Origin of the sequence: Levilactobacillus sp. HBUAS70063, from assembly GCF_038374745.1 — a bacterium.
GTDB lineage: Bacteria > Bacillota > Bacilli > Lactobacillales > Lactobacillaceae > Levilactobacillus.
Genome location: NZ_JBANSM010000003.1, coordinates 70903 through 93071 on the forward strand (window position 1 = coordinate 70903; position 22169 = coordinate 93071).

Here is a 22169-nt window from a genome sequence, read left to right on the forward strand (position 1 = left end):
GTTATTTCTGCAAAGAACGTGTAAAGATTACGTATGACTTTTATTAATAGTTTTATAGTTATTAATAACTAAATTAATGATTACGAAAAAAGGGACGGTCACCTCACGTGGTGACCGTCCTTTTTCGTATTTACTTCACTTTAGCAATCTTTCCCTGCTCGATGTACACACTCAGAATCGCGATGTCAGCCGGGTTAACCCCACTGATTCGACTGGCCTGCGCCAACGTCTCGGGTTGGATCTTCTTTAACTTCTGGTGCGCCTCGGTGGCCAAACCATCGATGGCATCGTAGTCGATGTTGGCCGGAATGGCCTTGGCCTCCATCCGCTTTAACTTCGCCACGTTATCCTCGGCCTTCTTGATGTAGCCGGCATACTTCAGCGAAATCTCAATCTCTTCCACAATGTGGCGGTCAAGCGGCTGTTCCGGTGCCGGAATGAAGTCCAGTAGCGTTTGGTAGTCCACGTAAGGCCGCCGGAGGAAGACCGCGGCTAACACACCGTCTTGCAGTGGCTTGTCGCCGTGGCTTTCGATAAAGGCGTTGATGGCCGCGTTGGGCTTAATGCGAATGCTGTTCAACCGGTCAATTTCTGCCTTCAAGGCCGCCTTCTTGGCTAAGAAATCCTGGTAACGGTCGTCGCTGATTAGGCCCAGCTCGTGGCCCTTAGCCGTCAAACGCAGGTCGGCATTGTCGTGCCGCAGAATCAGGCGGTATTCGGCCCGACTGGTCAACAGACGGTAAGGCTCGTTGGTTCCCTTAGTTACCAGGTCATCGACCATCACACCGATGTAGGCATCGGAGCGCTTCAACGTAAAGCCTGGCTTACCCTGGGCCCGTAAACCGGCGTTAATACCGGCCAGCAGTCCTTGACCCGCGGCCTCTTCGTAACCCGAGGTCCCATTGGTCTGGCCCGCCGTGAACAGGTTCTTCAGCGGCTTGGTTTCCAACGTCGGGCGCAACTGGTAAGGCGATACGACATCGTATTCGATGGCATATCCCGGCCGCATCATCTGAGCATCCTCTAACCCCTTGATGGAGTGGAGAATCTTTTGCTGAACCTCTTCTGGCATGGACGTCGACAGGCCTTGAACGTACCATTCGTCCGTGTTACGGCCTTCCGGTTCCAAGAAGAGTTGGTGCCGTGGCTTATCGGCAAACCGGACAATCTTGTCTTCGATGGATGGGCAGTACCGAGGTCCTACCCCTTCAATAACCCCGGTAAACATCGGCGCCCGGTCTAAATTGGCCTTGATGATTTCGTGGGTCTTCTGGTTGGTGTAGGTCAGCCAGCAAGACAACTGATTCTTCAGATCCAGGTAAGCACTATCCGGCGTCGTAAAGCTAAAGTGGTTCGGCTCCTTGTCCCCCGGTTGTTCTTCGGTTTCGTCATAGTGAATGGTGTTGCCATCCACCCGTGGTGGCGTCCCGGTCTTGAAACGTTCCAGCTCAAAGCCGTATTTTGGCAGGTTAGCCGTCAGCTTATTGGCCGGTTGGGAGTTGTTGGGACCCGACGAGTACATCAACTCACCGATAATAATCTTACCGCGTGCGGCGGTCCCGGCGGCAATGACCACGGCCTTGGCCCGGTAACGGGCACCGGTATTGGTGATGACCCCCGTGCAGGCGCCATCTTCGACGATCAGATCGTCCACGATCCCCTGCCGCAAAGTCAGGTTAGGTTCGCGTTCGATGGTGTGTTTCATTTCGGCATGGTAAGCGTGCTTATCAGCTTGGGCGCGTAAGGCGCGAACGGCCGGGCCCTTCCCGGTATTGAGCATCCGCATCTGCACGTAGGTCTTATCGATGTTGCGGCCCATTTCGCCACCCAGGGCGTCGATTTCCCGGACCACAATTCCCTTGGCCGGGCCCCCGACGGATGGATTACAAGGCATAAATGCCACCATATCCAAGTTAATCGTCATGAGTAGGGTCTTGTTGCCCATTCGCGCGGCGGCCAGAGCGGCCTCACTACCGGCATGACCGGCCCCGACAACGATGACGTCATAGTCTTGTCCCGGATATTCAATTACTTCAGTCATGGTTCTTTCCCTCCATGCCCGATCGTCTCAACGGCGATCAAGCGGTCTCTTCGTGGTTATTACTTGCGTTTTATTTGCCTAAACAGAATTGGCTAAATAGCTGATCGAGTAGCTCGTCTTGGTAGCTATCGCCGGTAATCTCACCCAACAGGTCCCAGGCCCGCGTCATGTCAATCTGAACCAGATCCACGGGCATCCCCGCAGCGATGCCGTGCATGACGTCGTCCAAAGCCGCACTGGCTTGATGAAGCAGGCCAATGTGGCGGGCGTTAGTGACCATTACCGTGTTCTGGCTGGACTCGATGCCCTCGTCAAAGAACAGGTGGGCAATCGTTTCTTCCAGTTTGTCCAGCCCCGCGCTCTGCAGGATGGACGTCTCGATGATGGGGCTATCGCCAGCGGCCCGTTTCAAAGCCGCCATATCCAGCTTCTGTGGCAGGTCGGTCTTGTTTAAAATCAAGATCCGTTGTGTGTCGGCGGTCGCCGTCAGGAGTTGTTCATCCTCGGCGGTCAGCGCTTCGCTGGCGTTGAGGACCAGCATCACCAGATCGGCGGTGTTGATGGCCTTGCGTGACCGTTCAACCCCAATCTTTTCGACCTTATCCGTGGTATCACGGATGCCGGCCGTATCGATTAATTTCAACGGCACGCCCTTCACGTTGACGTATTCTTCGATGACATCGCGGGTGGTCCCGGCAACGTCGGTCACGATTGCCTTATCTTCGTGCAGTAGGTGGTTCAACAGGCTACTCTTCCCCACGTTGGGGCGGCCGACAATGGCCGTGGCGAGGCCTTCTCGCAGGACCTTCCCCTGCTTGGCGGTCGCCAGTAAGGCCTGAATCTGCTTCTTGACCTCTTGGGCCTTCTCCAGCAGCATCTTGGTGGTCATGGTCTCCACGTCATCGTACTCGGGATAGTCGATATTGACCTCGACCTGGGCCAAGGCGTCGAGAATGTCCTGACGCAGGTGCCGAATCAGGCGGGATAAATCCCCGTCCAATTGGTCTAACGCCACTTTCATCGATTTATCCGTCTTGGCACGAATCAAGTCCATCACGGATTCGGCCTGCGTCAGGTCGATTCGACCGTTCAAAAAGGCCCGCTTGGTGTACTCTCCGGGTTCGGCCAGTCGAGCGCCGTAACTCAGGCACAGCTGGAGAATCCGGTTGGTGGCCACGATCCCGCCGTGACAGTTGATTTCGATGATGTCTTCTTTGGTATAGGTCTTTGGTGCCCGCATTACGGTCACCATCACCTCATCAACCTCTTCGTTCGTCTCCGGGTCGATGATGTGGCCGTAATGAATCGTATGGCTCGCGACCTTGGTCAGGTTGGCACCCTTGAACAACTTACCAGCAACGGCGAAGACTTCTTCACCGCTTAGCCGAATAATGGAAATGCCCCCCTCACCAGGCGGAGTCGAAATTGCTGCAATCGTATCAAATTCTGTTGTGGTGACTGCCATGAGCCATCCTCCTTTTACGTTCTGTTCTGTCGATGGTTCCCATCACGTCACGCGTGCTCGCGACCGCCGTTAACGATCGTTCAGCCCGGGCGTATCATTTAACGCCATAAAAAAAAGCACCTACTCCACGCCACCTAACTGTGCGTGGATAAAGTACTTTCACTACTTTATCGTAAACTTGATAAGAATGATTGTCTTCACTATAAGGGGTAATCGGCCGTTTGTCAAACGAAACTTATGCCGGTTCGATCACCACGGCGCGATGCGGTTCCTTTCCGGCCGAGTAAGTCGTCACGTACCGGTTCTTCGCCAAAACGGCGTGAATCTGCTTGCGCTCAAACGATGGCATCGGGTCCAAATAAATCGGCTTCCCCGTGGCCACCACCTCGCGTGCCGTACTCTCCGCCAAGCGCGTCAACGTGGCTGCCCGCCGTTCGCGGTAGTTCGCCACGTCTAATTCTAGTTCCACGTGCGCCGCGCCATGATGATTCAAGAAGAGCTGGGCCAAGCTCTGCAAGGCGTTGATGGTCCGCCCGTGCTTACCAATCAGCAGGCCTTCCTTGTCCGTGGTGAAGACTAGCCGGACCTGGCGATGACCGCCCGCCTCGGCGTCTATCGTGGCGTCTATGCCCAATTGTTCGACGATGGTTGCCAAGTAATCCTGCACGGCGTTAATCGCCGCCTCGCGACGTTTACGGCGCTCCTGCGGCGTGACCGTGGGTTCGGCAGTCGCCGCGGTTGCCGAAGTTTTCGCTGAAGCCGTTCTAGCGGGCTGGGGTGCTGGCGATTGTGCCGGTGCAGCTGAGGATGCCGCGTCAGCGGTCTTCGGCGCCGTGGCTGGTGCTTCCGAATCCTCGGCGACCGTCTTCAAGACCACATCGACCATGGCTTCTCGCCGGCCGATGCCAAACAACCCCTTCCGTGGAGTGGCGACCACCTTGGTGACGACTTGGTCACGGCGACTATTCAGCGCGGCCAATCCCGCCGCAATCGCCGCTTCTTCCGTTTTCCCCGTGTAGATTGTCATCGTCCATTCCTCCATGTCTTTTTCGCTAAAATTTAGTATACCATACCGACCGTAACGCGCTGGGTAATCCGTTTGAAATTTCGCGATTTTCCGCGAATCCCGCTGATCTAAAACCTACTTCGTGGCAAAACGCAATGTTTAAGGATTGACTAAGCTCTTGGAAAACGCGCAACAAATCCGGCTAAAATCACATTAGTAGTAAGTATAGATGACCGTTGGGAGGTGATTTTTGGGAAAGATAGATTTAGTTGAATTTTGGATTGGATTGGGGCGTTGGATTTGCTCTCGCCCGTAGACTTGGGAAACTTGCGGCCTCTGAAACGCGTTCCTTCGGGCAGCCCCCTCCGCTTAACCCCGATAAGCACCGGCATTGTATGTCGCTGAGTATTCTGGTTTGATGCGTTAGGTCTGCTCTCGCCCGTAGACTTGCAAAACTTGCGGCCTCCGAAACGCGTTCCCTCGGGCAGCCCCTGAGCATTAACCCCGATAAGCACCGGCATTGTATGTCGCTGAGTATTCTAGTTTGATGCGTTAGGTCTGCTCTCGCTCGTAGACTTGGGAAACTTGCGGCCTCCGAAACGCGTTCCCTCGGGCAGCCCCCTCCGCTTAACCCCGATAAGCACCGGCTCGGTTCCACCGAGCGGGCACTTATCGACGTTAATGCTCAGAGGCTAACCGCCCTCACTCACGCTCTTATACAAAAAGACCCGCAACCACTTCGGCTGCGGATCGATAAAATGCATTTATGCGTTCTGTTTACTTGCGTTTGCTTTGCTTGGCACGCCGGATGGCCTTCTTGACCGCCCGATCGTGATCTCGCTTTTCCTTGTCCTTAGCATCGCGTTCCGCTTGGATCTTCCACGGATTTTGAATTAACAAGGTTTGACCAACTTGGAACACGTATGAGATCGTCCAGTAAAGGGACAGTGATGATGGCACGTTCAGGGCCGTGAAGAAGACAATCACGGGCATCCCGACAACCATCATGGTGCTCATCGAGTTCGATTCTGGCATCGACTTGGTGCTTAACCACGAACTAATCATCGTGGCGACAGCGGCCAAGATTGGCAGGATGAAATACGGGTCTTTATGACCTAATTGGAGCCATAAGAAGTTCCCGGACCGTAAAACGGCCGTCCGCCAGATGGCTTGATACAAGGCCCAGATGATTGGCAACTGAACCACTGCAGGGAGGCAACCCAACATGGGGTGAACGCCCGCTTCCGAATACAGCTTTTGCTGTTCGGCCTGCATCTTTTGCATCGTTTCGCGATCTTTAGAGGAGTATTTCTTTTGTAAGGCTTTTAATTGTGGCTGTAGATCCTGCGTCTTCCGCATGCTGCGGGTCTGGAAGATCATCAGTGGCAGTAAGATAATCCGCACAATGATGGTAAAGATAATAATCCCGACACCGTAGCTTCCGCCGAACATGTGAGCCAACCCGATAATGGCCCGGGAGAAGTTCAGAACGATCCAGCCGTCCCAAATCCCGGTACTCTTATCCGTGATTGGTGCATTGCTACAAGCGGAAAGGATAAAGACCAAGCTCACAATACCTAGCATAAGTAGGGTACGTTTGTACTTTTTCACTTTTATTCCTCGCTATAGTTGGAATCTAGCAGTTTTGCCAGCTTCAAAACATGAATCAGGCTGCTCTTCGCATCGGTCATGGAAATGCCGTCCGCCCGGGGCCGAGCAATCACGAGAAAGTCCACATCTTGCTTAAGATAGGGCTTTAGCTCGAGTAGACTCTGCCGAATCCGGCGCTTCACCCAGTTACGGTGGACCGCGTTACCAATTTTTTTACCGACCGAAATGCCAACTCGAAAATGTAATTGATCAGGTTTTTCCATTGAATACACCACAAATTGCCGGTTAGCGACCGAATTTCTGGTTTCAAAGACCTGCTGAAATTCCGCTTCTTTCTTAATGCGGTAAGATTTTCGCATGGTGCATCTCCAAAATTCTCAACGATTTGTTGAACAGTCCGCGAGTGATTAGGGTCCCAGTCAGCTCGCAGATAAAATAAAAAGACCACTGAACCATCAGCGGCCTATGCAGACAATACTTTACGTCCCTTTTGACGGCGACGTGCTAATACTTGACGGCCATTGCTAGTGCTCATACGCTTGCGGAAGCCGTGGACACGTGAACGGTGACGTTTCTTTGGTTGGAAAGTGCGCTTCATCGTAAAATCTCCTCTCTTAACTATGACTATTTTTTATCTGGTGAAGCCAGACAAATACTAAATGCATTTCCTGAACATATTAGCATAAATTTCGCGGAATGGAAATAGGAACTTTGAATTTCCAAGAAAAAGTTGTCCCCGCCGAAATTTGTTTCATGCACTTTAGTTGTGGATAACTTGGAATTTTAAAAAAAGTTTTTCCCGGCTTTCCCACCAGGTTATCCACTGTTCCACAGCCTGTTCATTTCTAATTTTTAAGTTCAGTGAATTCTGTGGATAACTTGTGAAACACTTGTCCTTGAGCCATTTACAAAGAACGTTCTCTTGTGCATAACTCAAATCAGCCAAAACTATCCACAACTTTCGGCCTGCCTGTGGATAACTCAATTCACTTTCTGTGAAACAATTATGCACAGCATCAAATGACCTGTGGAAAACTTTTTTTCTTCATGCTACACTGGACTTACGTTTTCGTTTGGGCCTCGTACGCCCAATTGGAAAATGAGTCTTTAACTAAAAATATAGGGGGATTCATCAGTGCCAGATATGTCAACTTTATGGACTGATATCAAGGCGTTATTTGAAGAAAATAACACACCAACGACCTACAAGACTTGGATCGAAACCGCCAAGCCCATTGCCTTAGAGGGCAACCAATTGACGTTGGAACTTCCGTCACCCCTGCATCGTGATTACTGGACCCACCAACACCTGGACCAGCAATTGGTAGAATACGCATACCAAGCCGCTCACGAAGATATTCAACCCGTTTTAATCATTGAAAGTGAACGCCAGCAACAGGCGACGCGCAAGGCGAAGACCGCAACCCCCGTGGCAACGGACACCGCCGAACCGACGCCCACTTTTATGAAGGAAACGGCCCTGAATTCCCGCTACACTTTTGACACTTTCGTCATCGGAAAAGGCAACCAAATGGCCCACGCAGCGGCCCTGGTCGTCTCCGAAGAACCCGGCGTGATGTACAATCCGCTGTTCTTCTACGGTGGCGTGGGCCTTGGTAAAACCCACTTGATGCACGCGATCGGCAATAAAATGCTCGAAGATCGCCCGGATACCAAGGTTAAATATGTCACGAGCGAAGCCTTCACGAATGACTTTATTAATGCGATTCAAACCCGGACGCAGGAGCAGTTCCGTCAGGAGTACCGCAACGTTGATCTGCTACTGGTCGATGATATTCAGTTCTTCGCTAATAAGGAAGGAACCCAAGAAGAGTTCTTCCATACTTTCAACGCGTTATATGACGATGAGAAGCAGATTGTGCTGACTTCCGATCGTCTGCCTAACGAAATTCCTAAGCTGCAAGACCGCTTAGTCTCCCGTTTCGCTTGGGGTCTGTCCGTAGACATTACGCCACCGGACCTGGAAACGCGGATCGCTATCTTACGAAACAAGGCCGATGCCGATCAGATCGACATTCCCGACGATACCTTAAGCTACATCGCCGGTCAGATTGACTCCAACGTGCGGGAGCTGGAGGGGGCGTTGGCCCGCGTGCAGGCGTACCATCAGCTGATGCACCAGCCGATCACCACCGACTTAGCCGCTGAAGCGTTGAAGAGTCTGAACCTCGCCAACGCCAGTGATGCCATCACCATCCCGGTCATTCAGGATCGTGTGGCCAACTACTTCCACGTTTCCCTCAAGGATTTAAAGGGGAAGAAACGTAAGCAAACCATCGTGGTTCCACGGCAAATCGCCATGTATCTGTCCCGTGAATTGACGGAGGCCTCTTTGCCCCGCATCGGTAACGAATTCGGCGGCAAGGACCACACCACGGTCATTCACGCCTACGACAAGATCCAAGATTCGCTCAAGACGGATGCCGAACTCCAAAAGGATATCGACAATCTTAAAGACGAATTACGGCGCTAGGACGAAACCGTCCGAGTCGGCGCACGCAAGTTAGCGGACTCGTGACGGTTTTTTAGTGACCACTTGCGGTATGATAGACGTATAAGCCCAACGACGGGTGTGGATAAAAAATGAAAAGCCTAAAAGTTTTCCACAAGTTATCCACAGGTGGAAAAGCTAGTAACACAAGCGGTTCTTCAAAGTTATCCACAGAATTAACCGCTCTACTACGGCTACTGTCTTTTTCTTTTAATTAAGTTACTTTACGCATCACTAAATAAAGGAGTGTCTTAACTTATGAAATTTTCCATTAACCGGGCGGCCTTCATCAAGGAACTCAACAATGTGTCACGTGCGATTTCATCCAAGACCACGATTCCCATTCTGACGGGATTAAAGATCGTGGCCAGTGATGCCGGTCTCTTACTGACCGGGTCCAACGCCGATATTTCCATTGAATCGCTCATTCGGGCGGACGATCCCGACATCGGTTTAACCATTGACGAACCCGGCTCCATTGTGCTGACGGCGCGCTTCTTTAGCGAAATCGTCAAACGGTTGCCCGAACAAACCATGACCGTCACGGTTAAGGATGGCTTCCAGACCGAAATTACTTCCGGTTCCGCCGCCTTTAACATCAACGGGCAAGACGCCAACAACTATCCGCACTTACCGGAAGTCGACGCGGCTGATTCCGTGGTCCTCTCCGGCGCCGTCTTCAAGGAATTGATTAGCCAAACGGTTATTGCCGTTTCCAACCAAGAAAGTCGCCCGATCTTGACCGGGGTACATTTCGTCTTGGCGGACAACCAATTCTTGGCCGTGGCCACGGATAGTCACCGGTTGTCACAACGGCAGATCGAATTACCAACACCGAGCGATGCGTCCTTTGACGTGATTATTCCCGGGAAGAGTCTGACGGAATTATCCCGGATGATCGGGGATGACGACAGCGACGTGAAGATGCAGTTCTCCGAGAATCAGGTCTTGTTCCTGCTAGGGGACACCTCATTCTACTCACGGTTACTCGAAGGAAATTACCCGGATACGTCCCGCTTAATTCCTAAGGAAGCCTCAACCACGGTCGAATTCGAAGCGCCAGAATTGTTGGCGGCCGTCGAACGGGCCTCACTGTTGTCTCACGAATCGCGGAACAACGTGGTTAAGCTGACGTTAACGCCGGCCGATAACCAGGTCACCATCTTCAGTAATTCCCCGGATGTCGGGAACGTTGAAGAAGAGTTAGCGCCTAAGGAAATTACGGGTAACGACCTTGAAATTTCGTTTAACCCCGACTACATGAAGGATGCGCTCCGGTCATTCGGCCAAGCCACGATTCGCGTGGCCTTCACGTCCGCACTGCGGCCATTCACCTTGGTGCCAACGGAAGATACCAGCAACTTCATTCAGTTGATCACGCCGGTTCGAACATTTTAAAGAGATTTCCACGCAGCGTTGCCAAAAGGGCGGCGCTGTTTTTTGGTTAAAAGAGTACGAAACCAGGCGGTTAGCCAGCGAGCATTAACGTCAATAGGCCGAAAAGCCCAGGTCTGGCTTTTTGGTCTATTGACGTTAATCGCAACTGGTTGCCTGGTTTCGCACGTTTCGGCTAGGTGGAAGTGAAGCGATTAGGAGCGCACACCTAGCGACCACCGACCGCTCACTCACGAAATAAACCGTAGATGTTAGACGCTGTGGATTTCCAACCGCTGATTGACCCATTATCAAGGGGGCGCGTTTCACGGTCAAAGCTCCCCCGGGTACTGGGTCCTAAAATCCCACCCCAACTGCCGTACACTCCGTTTTCCTGAAAATAGCTCCTAAATCTCCCGCTTTTTCACGTGAAACCGGGTACTTGCGTGCGCATATGCTTAGTGATTTTCATTGGATTCCAATTTTTACTGAAAAAGGCCTTGAAAAAACAAAAAAATCGTTATAAGGCCGTTATTTTTTGATTAGAGCAAATTTACCGGTTTTTTATCAAAAATATCAAGAATGCCTTAGATCGGCTGAGAACGCAAAAATCAAGCAGTTAAACTGTACTTTTCCCCAAAATGCGGTATAATATAAGAGAAGAAAATTGAGGGGTGAAATTGTGAAAAAAGAGGTTTTCATTGAGACGCCCTACATTACTTTAGGCCAGTTACTCAAGGAAGAATCCATTATCAGTACTGGCGGTCAAGCCAAGTGGTATTTGCGGGAAAACACCGTCAATATCAATGACGAGCCGGATAATCGGCGGGGCCGCAAGCTGTATCCTGGTGATACGGTAGAAGTACCTGATACAGGATTATTTTTTATACGCTCAAAGCAGGGTGAATAATGTATTTGCAAGAGTTGCAGCTGCAGCATTTTCGGAACTACGCCCAAGCGACCCTCACGTTAGGTCCAGGGATCAACGTGCTCTTGGGAGAAAATGCGCAGGGCAAGACCAATCTATTAGAGGCAATCTACGTGCTCGCCTTGACGCGCAGTCATCGCACGGCCAATGATCACGATCTCGTTAACTGGCAGGCCAAAACGGCCAGAGTTAGCGGACGGGTGGTCAAATCCGTGGGGACGGTGCCGTTAGAATTAACGTTTTCGCGTCAAGGTAAGCGCGCCAAAGTGAATCACCTTGAGCAGGCGCGACTGTCACAATATGTCGGGCAGCTCAATGTGATTTTGTTTGCACCAGAGGATCTCGCCATCGTCAAGGGCGCCCCGACCGTTCGGCGGCGCTTCATGGACATGGAGTTTGGCCAAATGAATCCGCGTTACCTGTACAATCTCAGTCAGTATCGGACGTTGCTCAAACAACGCAACCGCTACCTCAAGGATTTACAGCACAAGCAAAATCGAGACCTGTTGTTTCTGTCGGTGTTGTCCGACCAACTGGCCGCGTATGGTGCGGAAATCATTGCCCAGCGGCTGCGCATGCTACATAAGCTGGAGCACTGGGCACAGGCGATTCATGCCGAGATCTCGCAGCAAAAAGAAACGTTAACGTTCCACTATGCCACCCAGGTGTCCGAAGACCAACTGACGGACCCGGAGACGATTTGTGCGGCGTTGACTCAGCTTTATCAGGCGCATCAGGAAAAGGAACTGTATCGGGGGACGACGCTTGTGGGGCCGCACCGCGATGACCTGCATTTCCGCGTTAACGGGAAGAATGTGCAGACGTTTGGTTCCCAGGGTCAGCAGCGAACCACGGCGTTAAGCGTGAAGCTCGCCGAGATTGACCTCATGAAGGAAGAGACCGGGGAATATCCGGTCTTATTGCTTGATGACGTGCTTTCGGAATTGGATGATGCCCGGCAGACGCATCTGTTGAAGGCTATCCAGGATAAAGTGCAGACGTTTATTACCACCACCAGTTTGAGCGGGATTACCCGCCAACTGATTAAGGACCCGACCATTTTTCACGTGGACAATGGGACCGTGGTGGCCGATGGATCGACCCCGAGTGGCGATCCGGCAACAAAGGAGGATTAATCAGTGGCTGAAAAAGAAAACGAAACTAAGGCGGAACAAGCCCGCGAATACGATGCCAGCCAAATTCAGGTGCTCGAAGGCCTGGAAGCGGTTCGGAAACGGCCCGGGATGTACATTGGTTCAACGAGTTCCCAAGGGCTTCATCACCTGGTCTGGGAAATTGTGGATAACGGAATCGATGAAGCCTTGGCGGGCTTTGCGGATACCATTCACGTCACCGTTGAAAAGGACAATAGTATTACCGTGACGGATAACGGTCGGGGAATCCCCGTCGATATCCAGAAGAAGACGGGAAAGCCCGCCTTGGAAACGGTCTACACGATCCTGCATGCCGGTGGAAAATTCGGCGGTGGCGGCTACAAAGTCTCCGGTGGGTTGCACGGTGTGGGGGCGTCCGTCGTTAACGCGCTGTCGACCCACTTGGAAGTGCAGGTCATTCGAGGCGGTAAGCGCTACGGTATTACCTTTCAGCGCGGCCACGTGAAGAAGCCGATGTACGTGATGGAAGAGGGCTTAGACCCCGATCGTCATGGCACGATCGTCCATTTCTTGCCGGATCCAGATATTTTCCGGGAAACGACGACGTTTGATATCAAGACGCTGACGACCCGGGTCCGTGAACTGGCCTTTCTGAACAAGGGCTTACGGATTACGATTCGCGACGAACGGCCGGAGACGCCGACCGAGGACGATTTCCACTATGAAGGTGGGATTCGCCACTACGTTGATTATTTAAACGAGAATAAAACCACGCTATTCGAACCGCCCATTTACGTTGAAGGGGAAGAAAACGGGATTACCGTGGAGGTCGCCTTGCAATACACGGACGACTACCACAACAACCTGTTGACGTTCACCAACAACATCCACACCTACGAAGGTGGGACGCACGAGGAAGGGTTCAAACGGGCCCTGACGCGGGTGGTCAACGATTATGCGCGCCAAAACAAATTGATGAAGGATAACGAGCCGAACCTGACCGGGGATGATGTCCGCGAAGGCATGACGGCCGTGGTCTCTGTCAAGCACCCGGATCCCCAATTCGAAGGTCAAACCAAGACCAAGTTAGGGAACTCCGATGCGCGGACCGCCGTGGATCATACGTTTGCGGACCACTTTATGCGTTATCTGATGGAACACCCCGACATTGCCCGCAAGGTGGTGGACAAGGGGACGTTAGCCTCTAAGGCACGGGTGGCCGCTAAACGCGCACGGGAAGTGACCCGGAAGAAGAGTGGATTGGAAATCTCCAACTTACCCGGGAAACTGGCCGATAACACGTCCAAGGACCCGGAAATTTCCGAATTGTTCATCGTCGAAGGGGATTCCGCCGGTGGGTCTGCTAAGCAGGGACGCTCGCGGTTGACGCAAGCCATTTTACCCATTCGGGGGAAGATCTTAAACGTTGAAAAGGCCTCGATGGACCGGATTCTGGCGAACGAAGAAATTCGTTCGATGTTCACGGCCATGGGAACGGGCTTTGGTTCCGACTTTGATGTCTCCAAGGCCAACTACCACAAGCTGATCATCATGACCGATGCCGATGTCGACGGGGCCCACATTCGAACGCTGCTGTTGACGTTAATTTACCGCTACATGCGGCCGCTTCTGGACGCCGGATACGTCTACATCGCTTGCCCACCATTGTATCGGGTTCGACAAGGGAAGATGCAACGGTACCTGGACTCCGATGACGAATTGAAGGAATTGTTGGGTCAATTGCCACCCGCACCTAAGCCGCAGATTCAGCGGTACAAAGGGTTGGGTGAAATGGATGCCGAACAACTCTGGGAAACGACCATGAAGCCGGAGAATCGTCGGTTGTTGCGGGTCGATGCTAAGGATGCCATCAATGCGGACCAAGTGTTCAGCATGCTGATGGGCGACAAGGTTGCGCCTCGGCGTGAATTCATCGAGGACAACGCCACCTTCGCCGAGTTGGATGTTTAGTGAAGAACGGAGGGTAAAAATTTGGCTGATCAAGATTACAATATAGGTCGGATTACCGACGTTGACCTTTCACAAACCATGCGAACATCCTTCTTGGACTACGCGATGAGTGTGATTGTGCAACGGGCGTTACCGGACGTGCGGGATGGCTTGAAGCCAGTCCACCGCCGGATTTTATACGATATGCACGAACTGGGGATTACCCCCGATAAGCCATTCCGGAAATCTGCCCGGATGGTCGGGGACGTCCTCGGGAAATACCATCCACACGGGGATTCTGCCGTGTACGAATCCATGGTGCGGATGGCCCAAGACTTCTCGTACCGCTACATGTTAGTGGACGGTCACGGGAACTTTGGCTCTGTCGATGGTGACGGGGCCGCCGCCATGCGGTATACCGAAGCGCGGTTGAGTAAGATCGCCATGGAAATGCTGCGAGACATCAACAAGGATACGATTGATTTTCAAGATAACTACGATGGTTCCGAACGCGAGCCCGTCGTCTTGCCATCACGCTTCCCGAACCTGTTAGTCAACGGGGCTTCCGGGATCGCTGTGGGGATGGCCACGAACATTCCGCCGCACAACCTGACGGAAGTCATCAGTGCCCTGCACATCTTGATGAAGAACCCCGATGCCAGCTTGGCTGAGCTGATGGAAGTCTTACCCGGACCCGATTTCCCAACCGGGGGAATTGTGATGGGCAAGGCGGCCATTCGCCGAGCTTACGAGACCGGTAAGGGGACCATTACGTTGCGGGCCAAGGTTGATATCGAAGAAGAGAAGAACGGCAAGCAACGTATCGTGGCCACGGAAATTCCGTACATGGTCAACAAGGCCAAGTTAATTGAACGGATTGCCGAATTGGCCCGGGACAAGCGGATCGAAGGCATCACCGACGTTAACGATGAAACCGACCGGACCGGGATGCGGATTGTCATTGACGTGCGGCGCGATGCCAGTGCCGAGGTCATCTTAAATAACCTCTACAAGATGACGCTGATGCAGACGTCATTTGGGATTAACATGTTGGCAATCGTCAACGGGGCGCCTAAGGTTCTAGGTCTTAAGGCCATTCTGCAATACTACCTGGACTTCCAGTTGGAGGTTATCCAACGCCGGACCAAGTTTGAGTTGAAGAAGGCTGAAGCCAGAGCCCACATCCTGGAAGGGTTGCGGATTGCCCTCGACCACATCGACGCCATCATCACCATTATTCGGCAGTCCCAGACCGCCGAAGTGGCGAAGAATGAATTGATGACGCGCTACAGCCTATCGGATAAGCAATCGCAGGCCATCTTGGACATGCGGCTGGTTCGTCTGACCGGTTTGGAACGTGAAAAGGTCGAAAAAGAATACAACGACGTCATGGCCAATATCAAGGATTACAAAGATATCTTGGCGTCTAAGGACCGGCAACAGACCATCATTTACGACGAATTGATGGAAATTCAAAACAAGTTCGGGGATGCTCGCCGGACCGAATTGATGGTCGGTGAAGTGCTAAGTCTAGAAGACGAGGACCTCATCGCCGAAGAAGACGTCGTGGTCTCTTTGACCCACAACGGCTACATCAAGCGGCTCCCAACCTCCGAATTTAAGGCCCAGAACCGCGGTGGTAAAGGGGTTCAAGGCATGGGCGTTCATGAGGACGACTTCATTGAACACCTCGTGGCGACCTCAACACATGACATGCTGTTATTCTTTACCAACACCGGGAAGGTTTACCGCATGAAGGGGTACGAAATCCCCGAATACGGTCGTACGGCCAAGGGAATCCCCGTGATTAACTTGCTGGGGATTAACAATAACGAACACGTGCAAGCGGTCATTAATGTGGCTAATCCGGGCGAAAACGCCGACCAAGACCTCTTCTTCACAACGGTTCAGGGGACGGTTAAACGGACGCCGGTCGATGAATTTGCGAATATTCGGAGTAACGGGCTGAAGGCCATTAACCTGAAGGAAGACGATGAGCTGATTGACGTGGCCATTATTAATGGCGAGGCCAACATGATTATCGGGACGCACTTGGGTTATGCCGTCAGTTTCGCGGCCAAGGATGTGCGGTCGATGGGCCGTTCAGCCACCGGGGTTCGCGGGATTCGTTTACGTGACCGTGACTTTGTCATTGGCGCCAGCGTGCTCCAGCCGGACAGTCGGGTGTTTGTCATTTCCGAAAAGGGTTATGGGAAACAAACACCGGCCAGTGAATACCCAATCAAGGGTCGGGGCGGTAAAGGCATTAAGACCGTCAACGTGACCGAAAAGAACGGGCCATTGGCGGGGCTGACCACCTTGGATGGCGACGAGGATATCATGCTGGTAACCAACAAGGGCGTCATGATTCGCTTCAGCGGCAGCGACGTTTCCGAAACCGGACGGGCAACCTTAGGGGTTCACCTGATTCGATTGGGTGACGACACGGCCGTGGCTACCATGGCGAAGGTTGATAAGGAAGACGATAGTGATGAGGACAAGGCCGATGCGGCGAGTGAAGACGCGCCAGCAACGACTACCGCACCAGCTACGCCGGATTCCGATGCACCGGAAGCTTAATTAAAACTAATCATGAACTAGTTTTGTCCGTGAGGGCAGGACTAGTTTTTTTGTGACTCAAAATATACGGTAAATATAATTTAATTTATAAATGGTTTTAGTGGCATTCCATTTGCTTAGCAGTTATACTCGGTCTAGACCATAGCTTTCGACAATAACTTAAGTTGGAGCAGAAAAACGTGAAAGTACTAGGGACATTCCAGGAGGCGCAGCGGATGATGGTCACGGTAAGACTGGGGTTGATTCTGGGTCTAGCAGCGGTGGGGTTGATGACGTGGTCGCAGCCGGTGCAGGCCGAATCAGCGGCCAAGACGAGTAAGCCGACAGCGCAAGTGAAAACGACGAGATCGGCTAAGTCGATGGCCGCTGATATGAGTGGGGTTTCCGGAACCTGTTCGTGGAAGGTTGAACATAGGGTACTCATGATTAGTTCGGGAACGCTTGGGCAAGACGCGGAATGGCCAAGTGATCAGATTACCGAGATTGAATTTACCGGTCGTGTGGTGCTCCCCGAGAATTCAAGTGGGTTATTTGCTAACTTGCCGTATTTACAAGTCGTGATTGGGACGGCTCACGTGGATACTAGTCACGTGACCAGGATGGATAGCATGTTTTATGAAGACGAGCGCTTGGGAGCGTTGGATCTCCGGAGCTGGGATGTCAGTCATGTCGAGGATATGTCAAGGATGTTTGAGCATACGGAGGCGTTAGAAGATTTACAAGTGAACACTTGGGATACGTCGCGGCTGGTAGAAGCGGATGATTTATTTGGCTACTGCGGCGCACGATCGTTAGACTTACGCCGCTGGAATGTGGAGAGAGTTGAGACCATGAGTCTGATGTTTTATGGGATGTCCAACCTCGTCAGTTTGAACTTGAACGGCTGGCATCCGGTTAATAATACGTCAATGTATTGGATGTTTGGCGAGGATGACAATTTAAAATATTTACAGCTAGGGGATCGGTGGAATACCAGTCAGGTCACGGATCTCGCTGGTGCTTTCATGCATACACGAATCGAGAGCCTGGATTTACATACCTGGGATGTCCGTAAGGTGACCACGATGAGACAGATGTTCTGGCGGTGTTACTGGCTGGAACACCTTAATCTCACTGGCTGGCAGACGAATAGTCTTACGTGTTTAGCACGGACGTTTCGGGGGACTTCTGTTCAGAATTTAGATATTGCCAATTGGGATGTCCACCGCGTGACGACGATGGAACAGATGCTGGGCCAAAGTAGTGTTCAATATCTGGACTTGCACAAGTGGGATGTCCGCAACGTTGTCGATTTCGATCAAGTTTTTGCGGAAAGTTATCTTAGGGGCTTAAATATTAGTGGTTGGCAAACGCCGCACGCTGCCTCAATGAACGCGATGTTTTGGAACACTAAGGTTAAGTATCTGGATTTGTCTGGTTTTGATATGAGTCATTTAGACTATAGTAGCGATAACCTTCAGTATTATTTTTGGGGAAAACGCTTGGACAGGATGCTCGGTAGCATGTCGAACTTGTACGCGTTAAAGTTGGGACCGAAAGTCAAATTAAAGGGTGACGATGGCGCAACGACTGGATTAGGTATGGCGGAGGAATACGACTCGAGCACCACCCATGCTAACGATCTCTGGCACGCAATCGGTTCGGGAACGGCAGATCATCCTCTGGGACCACAATTAACGGTGCCAGAATTAGAAGAACACTATACGCCGGCGATGGCTGGAACCTACGTACGCGAGGTTCCGAGTGCGCCCGTGACCGTGAATTATGTCGATGTAACGACTAACGCGGCCATTCGACCAGCGAAAGCGTTACGTGGAATAGTCGGTAAGACATACACGATTAAGCCGGCCGACTTAGAGGATTACCGATTCGAGTACGCAACAGGCTCGTTGACGGGGACGTTTACAAGTGAAGGTAGCGAAGTGACCCTCTATTTTATGAAAAAGGAGAGTAATTTAGGTGTCGCTAGGATTCGCTACCAAAATGTAGATGTAACATATATGGTAGAAACGCTAAAGCCGGACCAAGTTTTAGTTGGAAAGATTGGGCAACGGTTTGTGGTCGAGGCACCAGAGTTTGACCACGTTTATCTCGACTCGAAGGTACCGCAAAATGGCCGCTTTACGAAGCAACCGCAGCTGATAGTGTTGAGATATCGCTTTTTGGACCCGGTAGCGGTGAACTACGTTGATGAAAAGAACAATGTGCTTCATCCTTTGCAGATATTTGAAGGCAAGCCGGGCACCCCTTATCGTACAGAACAATTTATGACGGGACTGGCGGCCGACTTAGCGGGGTACACGCTGATAAATGCGATTGGTATGCCGGGGAGCTATAATGAAAATGGTGGCGAGGTCACGCTGGTTTTTCGCCAGGAGAGTACGGTGACGCCAGAACCGATACCGGAGCCAGAACCCACGCCAGAGCCGGAGCCGACGCCTAACCCGGAACCAACGCCGGAACCAACACCAGAACCCACGCCGAACCCAGGCCCTAATCCCAATCCAGAACCAGTACCGGAACCGAATCCAGGGCCAACCCCAACCCCAAATCCAAATCCGAATCCGAATCCGGACCCAACCCCAACGCCAGAACCGGCGCCCAAGCCTCAACCGGTACCTACGCCGACACCTATTCCAAAGCCGGGAGTTGAGGAACCTTCTCAGCCGGATGAGGTTGTCACAAATGGTGGCGATGGCGACCAGATTCAGGAAGCACGAGATCCCCAAGAACCAAAGGAACCCACGGTACAGACGAGCGGAGCGCCCAATTATGGGGTACCAGGACTGTCAGTAACGAAGCGACCTAATCGTCGGCGGCAACGGCCGCGAACCGCGGCACTTAAGCCAAAGGCCGCACCACGGCGCAATGTGATCTTACCAGCAACCAGTGAGCAACACCAGACCGTCGCCGTCTTCATCGGCGAATTGCTTATGCTGGGACTGAGTTGGCGGTGGTGGCGGAAGCGGCCTTAAAAACCATTATGAAAAATGACATGTAAATATAATCGTAAAGGGAATTTACTAATTGGTAAATTCCCTTTTTTTCGTGGCTTAGCGGTAAAGTGTTGGTTGGTGAATAACGTACAGCACAATTTGATTATCGACCGATAACACTGACTGTTCGCGCGCTAAGACGATTTTGTAAAGTGGCTTTCATGACAATATTGTTTATCAGTTGTACTTTTATGGCATTTCATCGATGCTTATAGAAATGAAAGTATATGTTAATTATTAAATAGTATGGACAGTTTCTTAAGTGTGTCCTATACTAATGATGGACAGATATTGAGATGTGTTACACATGAAAGGGGTAGCATCATGATTGACAAGTTGGGGAATAAATCAAAACAAAAGTTGACGACTCTGGCAATTTTGGGTGTTATCGCTGGCGTGGGATATCAAGTAGACACGGCCCAAGCGGATACACAGCCGGCAAATGCTCAGAACGCGGGGACGGAAAATATCGAGGCTGCGCCGACAGCTAATGACCCGCAGGCCCAAGAAGTAACGCTCAGTAACGCACGAAAAGAAGACGATCCGACACCGGGTACGACACCAGAAAACGAGGTACAGGATAAACCATCTGGCGATGTCGCGGGGATGGATCAACCTGAGGAAACGTCAAACGACGACAATATGGGGACGCCGCGTGAACAAGGAAATGAAATCGATTCCGATTTAAATGGTGGTGACATTGAGGGCACACCAGAGGTAACCGGACCAGAAGCAGAGGAGACCGATGGTGAAGTTGACGGGGCCAAGAATTCAACGCCGACCCGAACACCGGCGCCAGCTCCAGCAGCGTCGGCTAAAGAAGTCGCGGCGCCCGCAGTGCAAACTGGTACTTGGGGGAGTAGCGCGTGGATCTTGGACGATCAAGGTGTCATGACCATTGGGGCTGGGACGTTGGGCGCGGCTGCCGAGATGGACAGCGTCAAGAGCAACGTTACGCAGGTTGTATTTGGTGACAAGGTGATTCTCCCTTGGGATTGCACGAGCATGTTCTACGACTGGAATAAGGTTAAATCTTATGAGGGCCTGGATAACGTGGATGCGTCTAAAGTTAATTTGATGACGAGTATGTTTGCCTTTAACTTTGCGCTAGAAAGCATTGATCTCAGTGGCTGGGACATGGCCAACGTTAATAGCATGCTAGCGATGTTCCAAGGCCCCAATAACAATCCAGAATTTTCATTGGGTGGCGAACAATACATGCATTTGACCAGTGTTAAATTGGGTAATAGTTGGGGCAAGAACAGCCCTAATTTATCCGCCCTGTTTGAAGGCGACAAGTTATTGACCTCTGCGGATTTTGAGAATTGGAACGTTAGCAAGACGAGCTCGATGTCAAATATGTTCCGGGGGACAGGCTTTACGACGTTAGATCTTAGCAATTGGCAATTGCTGACCGGTGTTCAGGCCATTCGAATGTTTGCTGATATGCCTAACCTGATCAGTCTTAATTTAGGAACCATGAACTTTACGGGACTGGTGTCTGGTTTGGTGGAGCATGATACGAACCTCACGGCGCTTGACTTAACGAATGTGACGTCAAAATTTGTAACGAATGCTTTGAACGGCACAACCGGTCTTAAGGTCTTAACCTTAGGCGAGAAGACGAACCTGATTAACGTTGGCTTCCCTGAATTTGAGTACGACGTTAACCTTCCCGAAATCACCCCTTCCGCTGATTACACCGGTCTCTGGCAGTTTGTGGGCACCGGAACGGTCGATCAACCCAATGGCCCGACTTACACGGCCGCTGAATTGATGGCAACCTACGATGGCGCCACGATGGCCGGGACTTACGTTTGGCAGAAGGCTGAAAAGACGCCGGATCCCGATACGGATACGGGAAATACGACGGATCCAACCAATCCAGATCCGACTAACCCCGACACGACAACGCCAGACACGGATACCAACGTTGATGATGGCGATGCCGATGTCGTTACCGGTGGCGACGGGGCCACGATTGATGGTGGGGACGCCGATACGGTAAACCCAGCGAAGAAGACTACGAAGACGACGCCAAGAGCCACTAAGCAGGTCACGACACGGAAAGCAACGAAGGGCGCACCGACCGTCAACTTGGCGAAGACGCATCAGCAATCCTCAGCGACGAAACTCGCGGAACCAGCTACTCGGCAACAGAGTCAAAGCGCCACGTTGCCGCAAACTAACGAACAATCAACGGGGTGGTTGACAACCATTGCCGGTGTACTGGGCTTGAGCCTTTTGGGATTGAATTGGTTCAAACGGCAAAATTAATTTTGGTAATCAGGAACAAAGGATCGTTCAACTTGCGTTGGGCGGTCCTTTTTAATTGCGATGAGTCTGTTAGTCTATTAACCCATATTTTGCGGTGGTGTACAACCCTTAATTTTAAGAGAATAGCCGTAAGGTGAATGCAGAGACGATACGGTAAAACGTTATGATAGGGGCTTTAAACGCCTAAATATAAATAGTATGATTCGAAATATTTAAATAATTGTATATAGTTAAAAGTGTTTGCTTTTCTTGACGAGTCTGGTAAGCTCAACTCAACATCGAATTTGACGAGTTGCTGGGCGGTTTTTATGGGG

Annotated in this window: 14 protein-coding genes; 8 read left to right on the forward strand and 6 right to left on the reverse strand. The window is 51.6% G+C overall.

From position 1 onward, the window contains the following. Positions 1 to 130: 130 nt before the first annotated feature. The 6 genes from mnmG to rpmH all read right to left on the reverse strand — a co-directional run bounded on the left by mnmG (position 131) and on the right by rpmH (position 6721). Positions 131 to 2041, reverse strand: coding sequence for a tRNA uridine-5-carboxymethylaminomethyl(34) synthesis enzyme MnmG (gene mnmG, locus V8I28_RS05280; RefSeq protein WP_341779082.1), 1911 nt, complete (start codon positions 2039 to 2041; stop codon positions 131 to 133). Between the two features lie 70 nt (positions 2042 to 2111). Further along, complete coding sequence (gene mnmE / locus V8I28_RS05285; protein ID WP_341779083.1) at positions 2112 to 3506, reverse strand: tRNA uridine-5-carboxymethylaminomethyl(34) synthesis GTPase MnmE; 1395 nt, start codon at positions 3504 to 3506, stop codon at positions 2112 to 2114. 235 nt (positions 3507 to 3741) lie between these two features. After that, the gene (gene jag, locus V8I28_RS05290; RefSeq protein WP_341779084.1) at positions 3742 to 4533 is read right to left on the reverse strand and encodes an RNA-binding cell elongation regulator Jag/EloR; all 792 of its coding nucleotides are present in this window, start codon (positions 4531 to 4533) and stop codon (positions 3742 to 3744) included. A 756-nt stretch (positions 4534 to 5289) separates the two neighbouring features. Beyond that, positions 5290 to 6123: a membrane protein insertase YidC gene (yidC, locus tag V8I28_RS05295; RefSeq protein ID WP_341779085.1), complete on the reverse strand. Its 834-nt coding sequence runs from the start codon at positions 6121 to 6123 to the stop codon at positions 5290 to 5292. A 2-nt stretch (positions 6124 to 6125) separates the two neighbouring features. Continuing rightward, positions 6126 to 6482 carry a ribonuclease P protein component gene (gene rnpA / locus V8I28_RS05300; protein ID WP_125701443.1) on the reverse strand — a complete coding sequence of 119 codons (357 nt, stop codon included), beginning with the start codon at positions 6480 to 6482 and terminating at the stop codon, positions 6126 to 6128. A gap of 104 nt (positions 6483 to 6586) precedes the next feature. Beyond that, a complete protein-coding gene (rpmH, locus tag V8I28_RS05305; RefSeq protein ID WP_081624573.1) occupies positions 6587 to 6721 on the reverse strand; it encodes a 50S ribosomal protein L34 in 135 nt (44 codons plus the stop codon). Between the two features lie 537 nt (positions 6722 to 7258). Here rpmH and dnaA point away from each other — a divergent pair. The 8 genes from dnaA (at position 7259) to V8I28_RS05345 (ending at position 21855) form a co-directional block, all read left to right on the forward strand. Continuing rightward, positions 7259 to 8617 carry a chromosomal replication initiator protein DnaA gene (dnaA, locus tag V8I28_RS05310; protein ID WP_341779086.1) on the forward strand — a complete coding sequence of 453 codons (1359 nt, stop codon included), beginning with the start codon at positions 7259 to 7261 and terminating at the stop codon, positions 8615 to 8617. Positions 8618 to 8893: 276 nt separating this feature from the next. Continuing rightward, positions 8894 to 10033, forward strand: a complete 1140-nt coding sequence (dnaN, locus tag V8I28_RS05315; RefSeq protein ID WP_341779087.1) for a DNA polymerase III subunit beta — start codon at positions 8894 to 8896, stop codon at positions 10031 to 10033. Positions 10034 to 10691: 658 nt separating this feature from the next. Then, complete coding sequence (yaaA, locus tag V8I28_RS05320; RefSeq protein ID WP_057731463.1) at positions 10692 to 10919, forward strand: S4 domain-containing protein YaaA; 228 nt, start codon at positions 10692 to 10694, stop codon at positions 10917 to 10919. Continuing rightward, entirely contained in the window at positions 10919 to 12073 is a 1155-nt protein-coding gene (recF, locus tag V8I28_RS05325; protein ID WP_341779090.1) for a DNA replication/repair protein RecF, read from the forward strand. Before yaaA ends, recF begins: the two co-directional genes overlap by 1 nt. 3 nt (positions 12074 to 12076) lie before the next feature. After that, positions 12077 to 14023 (forward strand): DNA topoisomerase (ATP-hydrolyzing) subunit B, encoded by a 1947-nt coding sequence (gene gyrB, locus V8I28_RS05330; RefSeq protein ID WP_341779091.1) that lies wholly within the window; start codon positions 12077 to 12079, stop codon positions 14021 to 14023. 78 nt (positions 14024 to 14101) lie between these two features. After that, complete coding sequence (gene gyrA / locus V8I28_RS05335) at positions 14102 to 16582, forward strand: DNA gyrase subunit A (protein ID WP_445928191.1); 2481 nt, start codon at positions 14102 to 14104, stop codon at positions 16580 to 16582. 215 nt (positions 16583 to 16797) lie between these two features. Continuing rightward, on the forward strand, positions 16798 to 19557 hold the full coding sequence (locus tag V8I28_RS05340; RefSeq protein ID WP_341779093.1) for a BspA family leucine-rich repeat surface protein: 2760 nt from the start codon (positions 16798 to 16800) through the stop codon (positions 19555 to 19557). 345 nt (positions 19558 to 19902) lie between these two features. Further along, a complete protein-coding gene (locus V8I28_RS05345) occupies positions 19903 to 21855 on the forward strand; it encodes a BspA family leucine-rich repeat surface protein (protein ID WP_341779094.1) in 1953 nt (650 codons plus the stop codon). Positions 21856 to 22169: the final 314 nt, after the last annotated feature.

Coding starts and splice junctions, on each gene's coding strand:
- dnaN (WP_341779087.1), top strand. CDS start 8,894: ATGAAATTTTCCATTAACCGGGCGGCCTTCATCAAGGAACTCAACAAT.
- recF (WP_341779090.1), top strand. CDS start 10,919: ATGTATTTGCAAGAGTTGCAGCTGCAGCATTTTCGGAACTACGCCCAA.
- mnmG (WP_341779082.1), bottom strand. CDS start 2,041: ATGACTGAAGTAATTGAATATCCGGGACAAGACTATGACGTCATCGTT.
- V8I28_RS05345 (WP_341779094.1), top strand. CDS start 19,903: ATGATTGACAAGTTGGGGAATAAATCAAAACAAAAGTTGACGACTCTG.
- jag (WP_341779084.1), bottom strand. CDS start 4,533: ATGACAATCTACACGGGGAAAACGGAAGAAGCGGCGATTGCGGCGGGA.
- V8I28_RS05340 (WP_341779093.1), top strand. CDS start 16,798: ATGATGGTCACGGTAAGACTGGGGTTGATTCTGGGTCTAGCAGCGGTG.
- gyrA (WP_445928191.1), top strand. CDS start 14,102: ATGCGAACATCCTTCTTGGACTACGCGATGAGTGTGATTGTGCAACGG.
- rnpA (WP_125701443.1), bottom strand. CDS start 6,482: ATGCGAAAATCTTACCGCATTAAGAAAGAAGCGGAATTTCAGCAGGTC.
- mnmE (WP_341779083.1), bottom strand. CDS start 3,506: ATGGCAGTCACCACAACAGAATTTGATACGATTGCAGCAATTTCGACT.
- rpmH (WP_081624573.1), bottom strand. CDS start 6,721: ATGAAGCGCACTTTCCAACCAAAGAAACGTCACCGTTCACGTGTCCAC.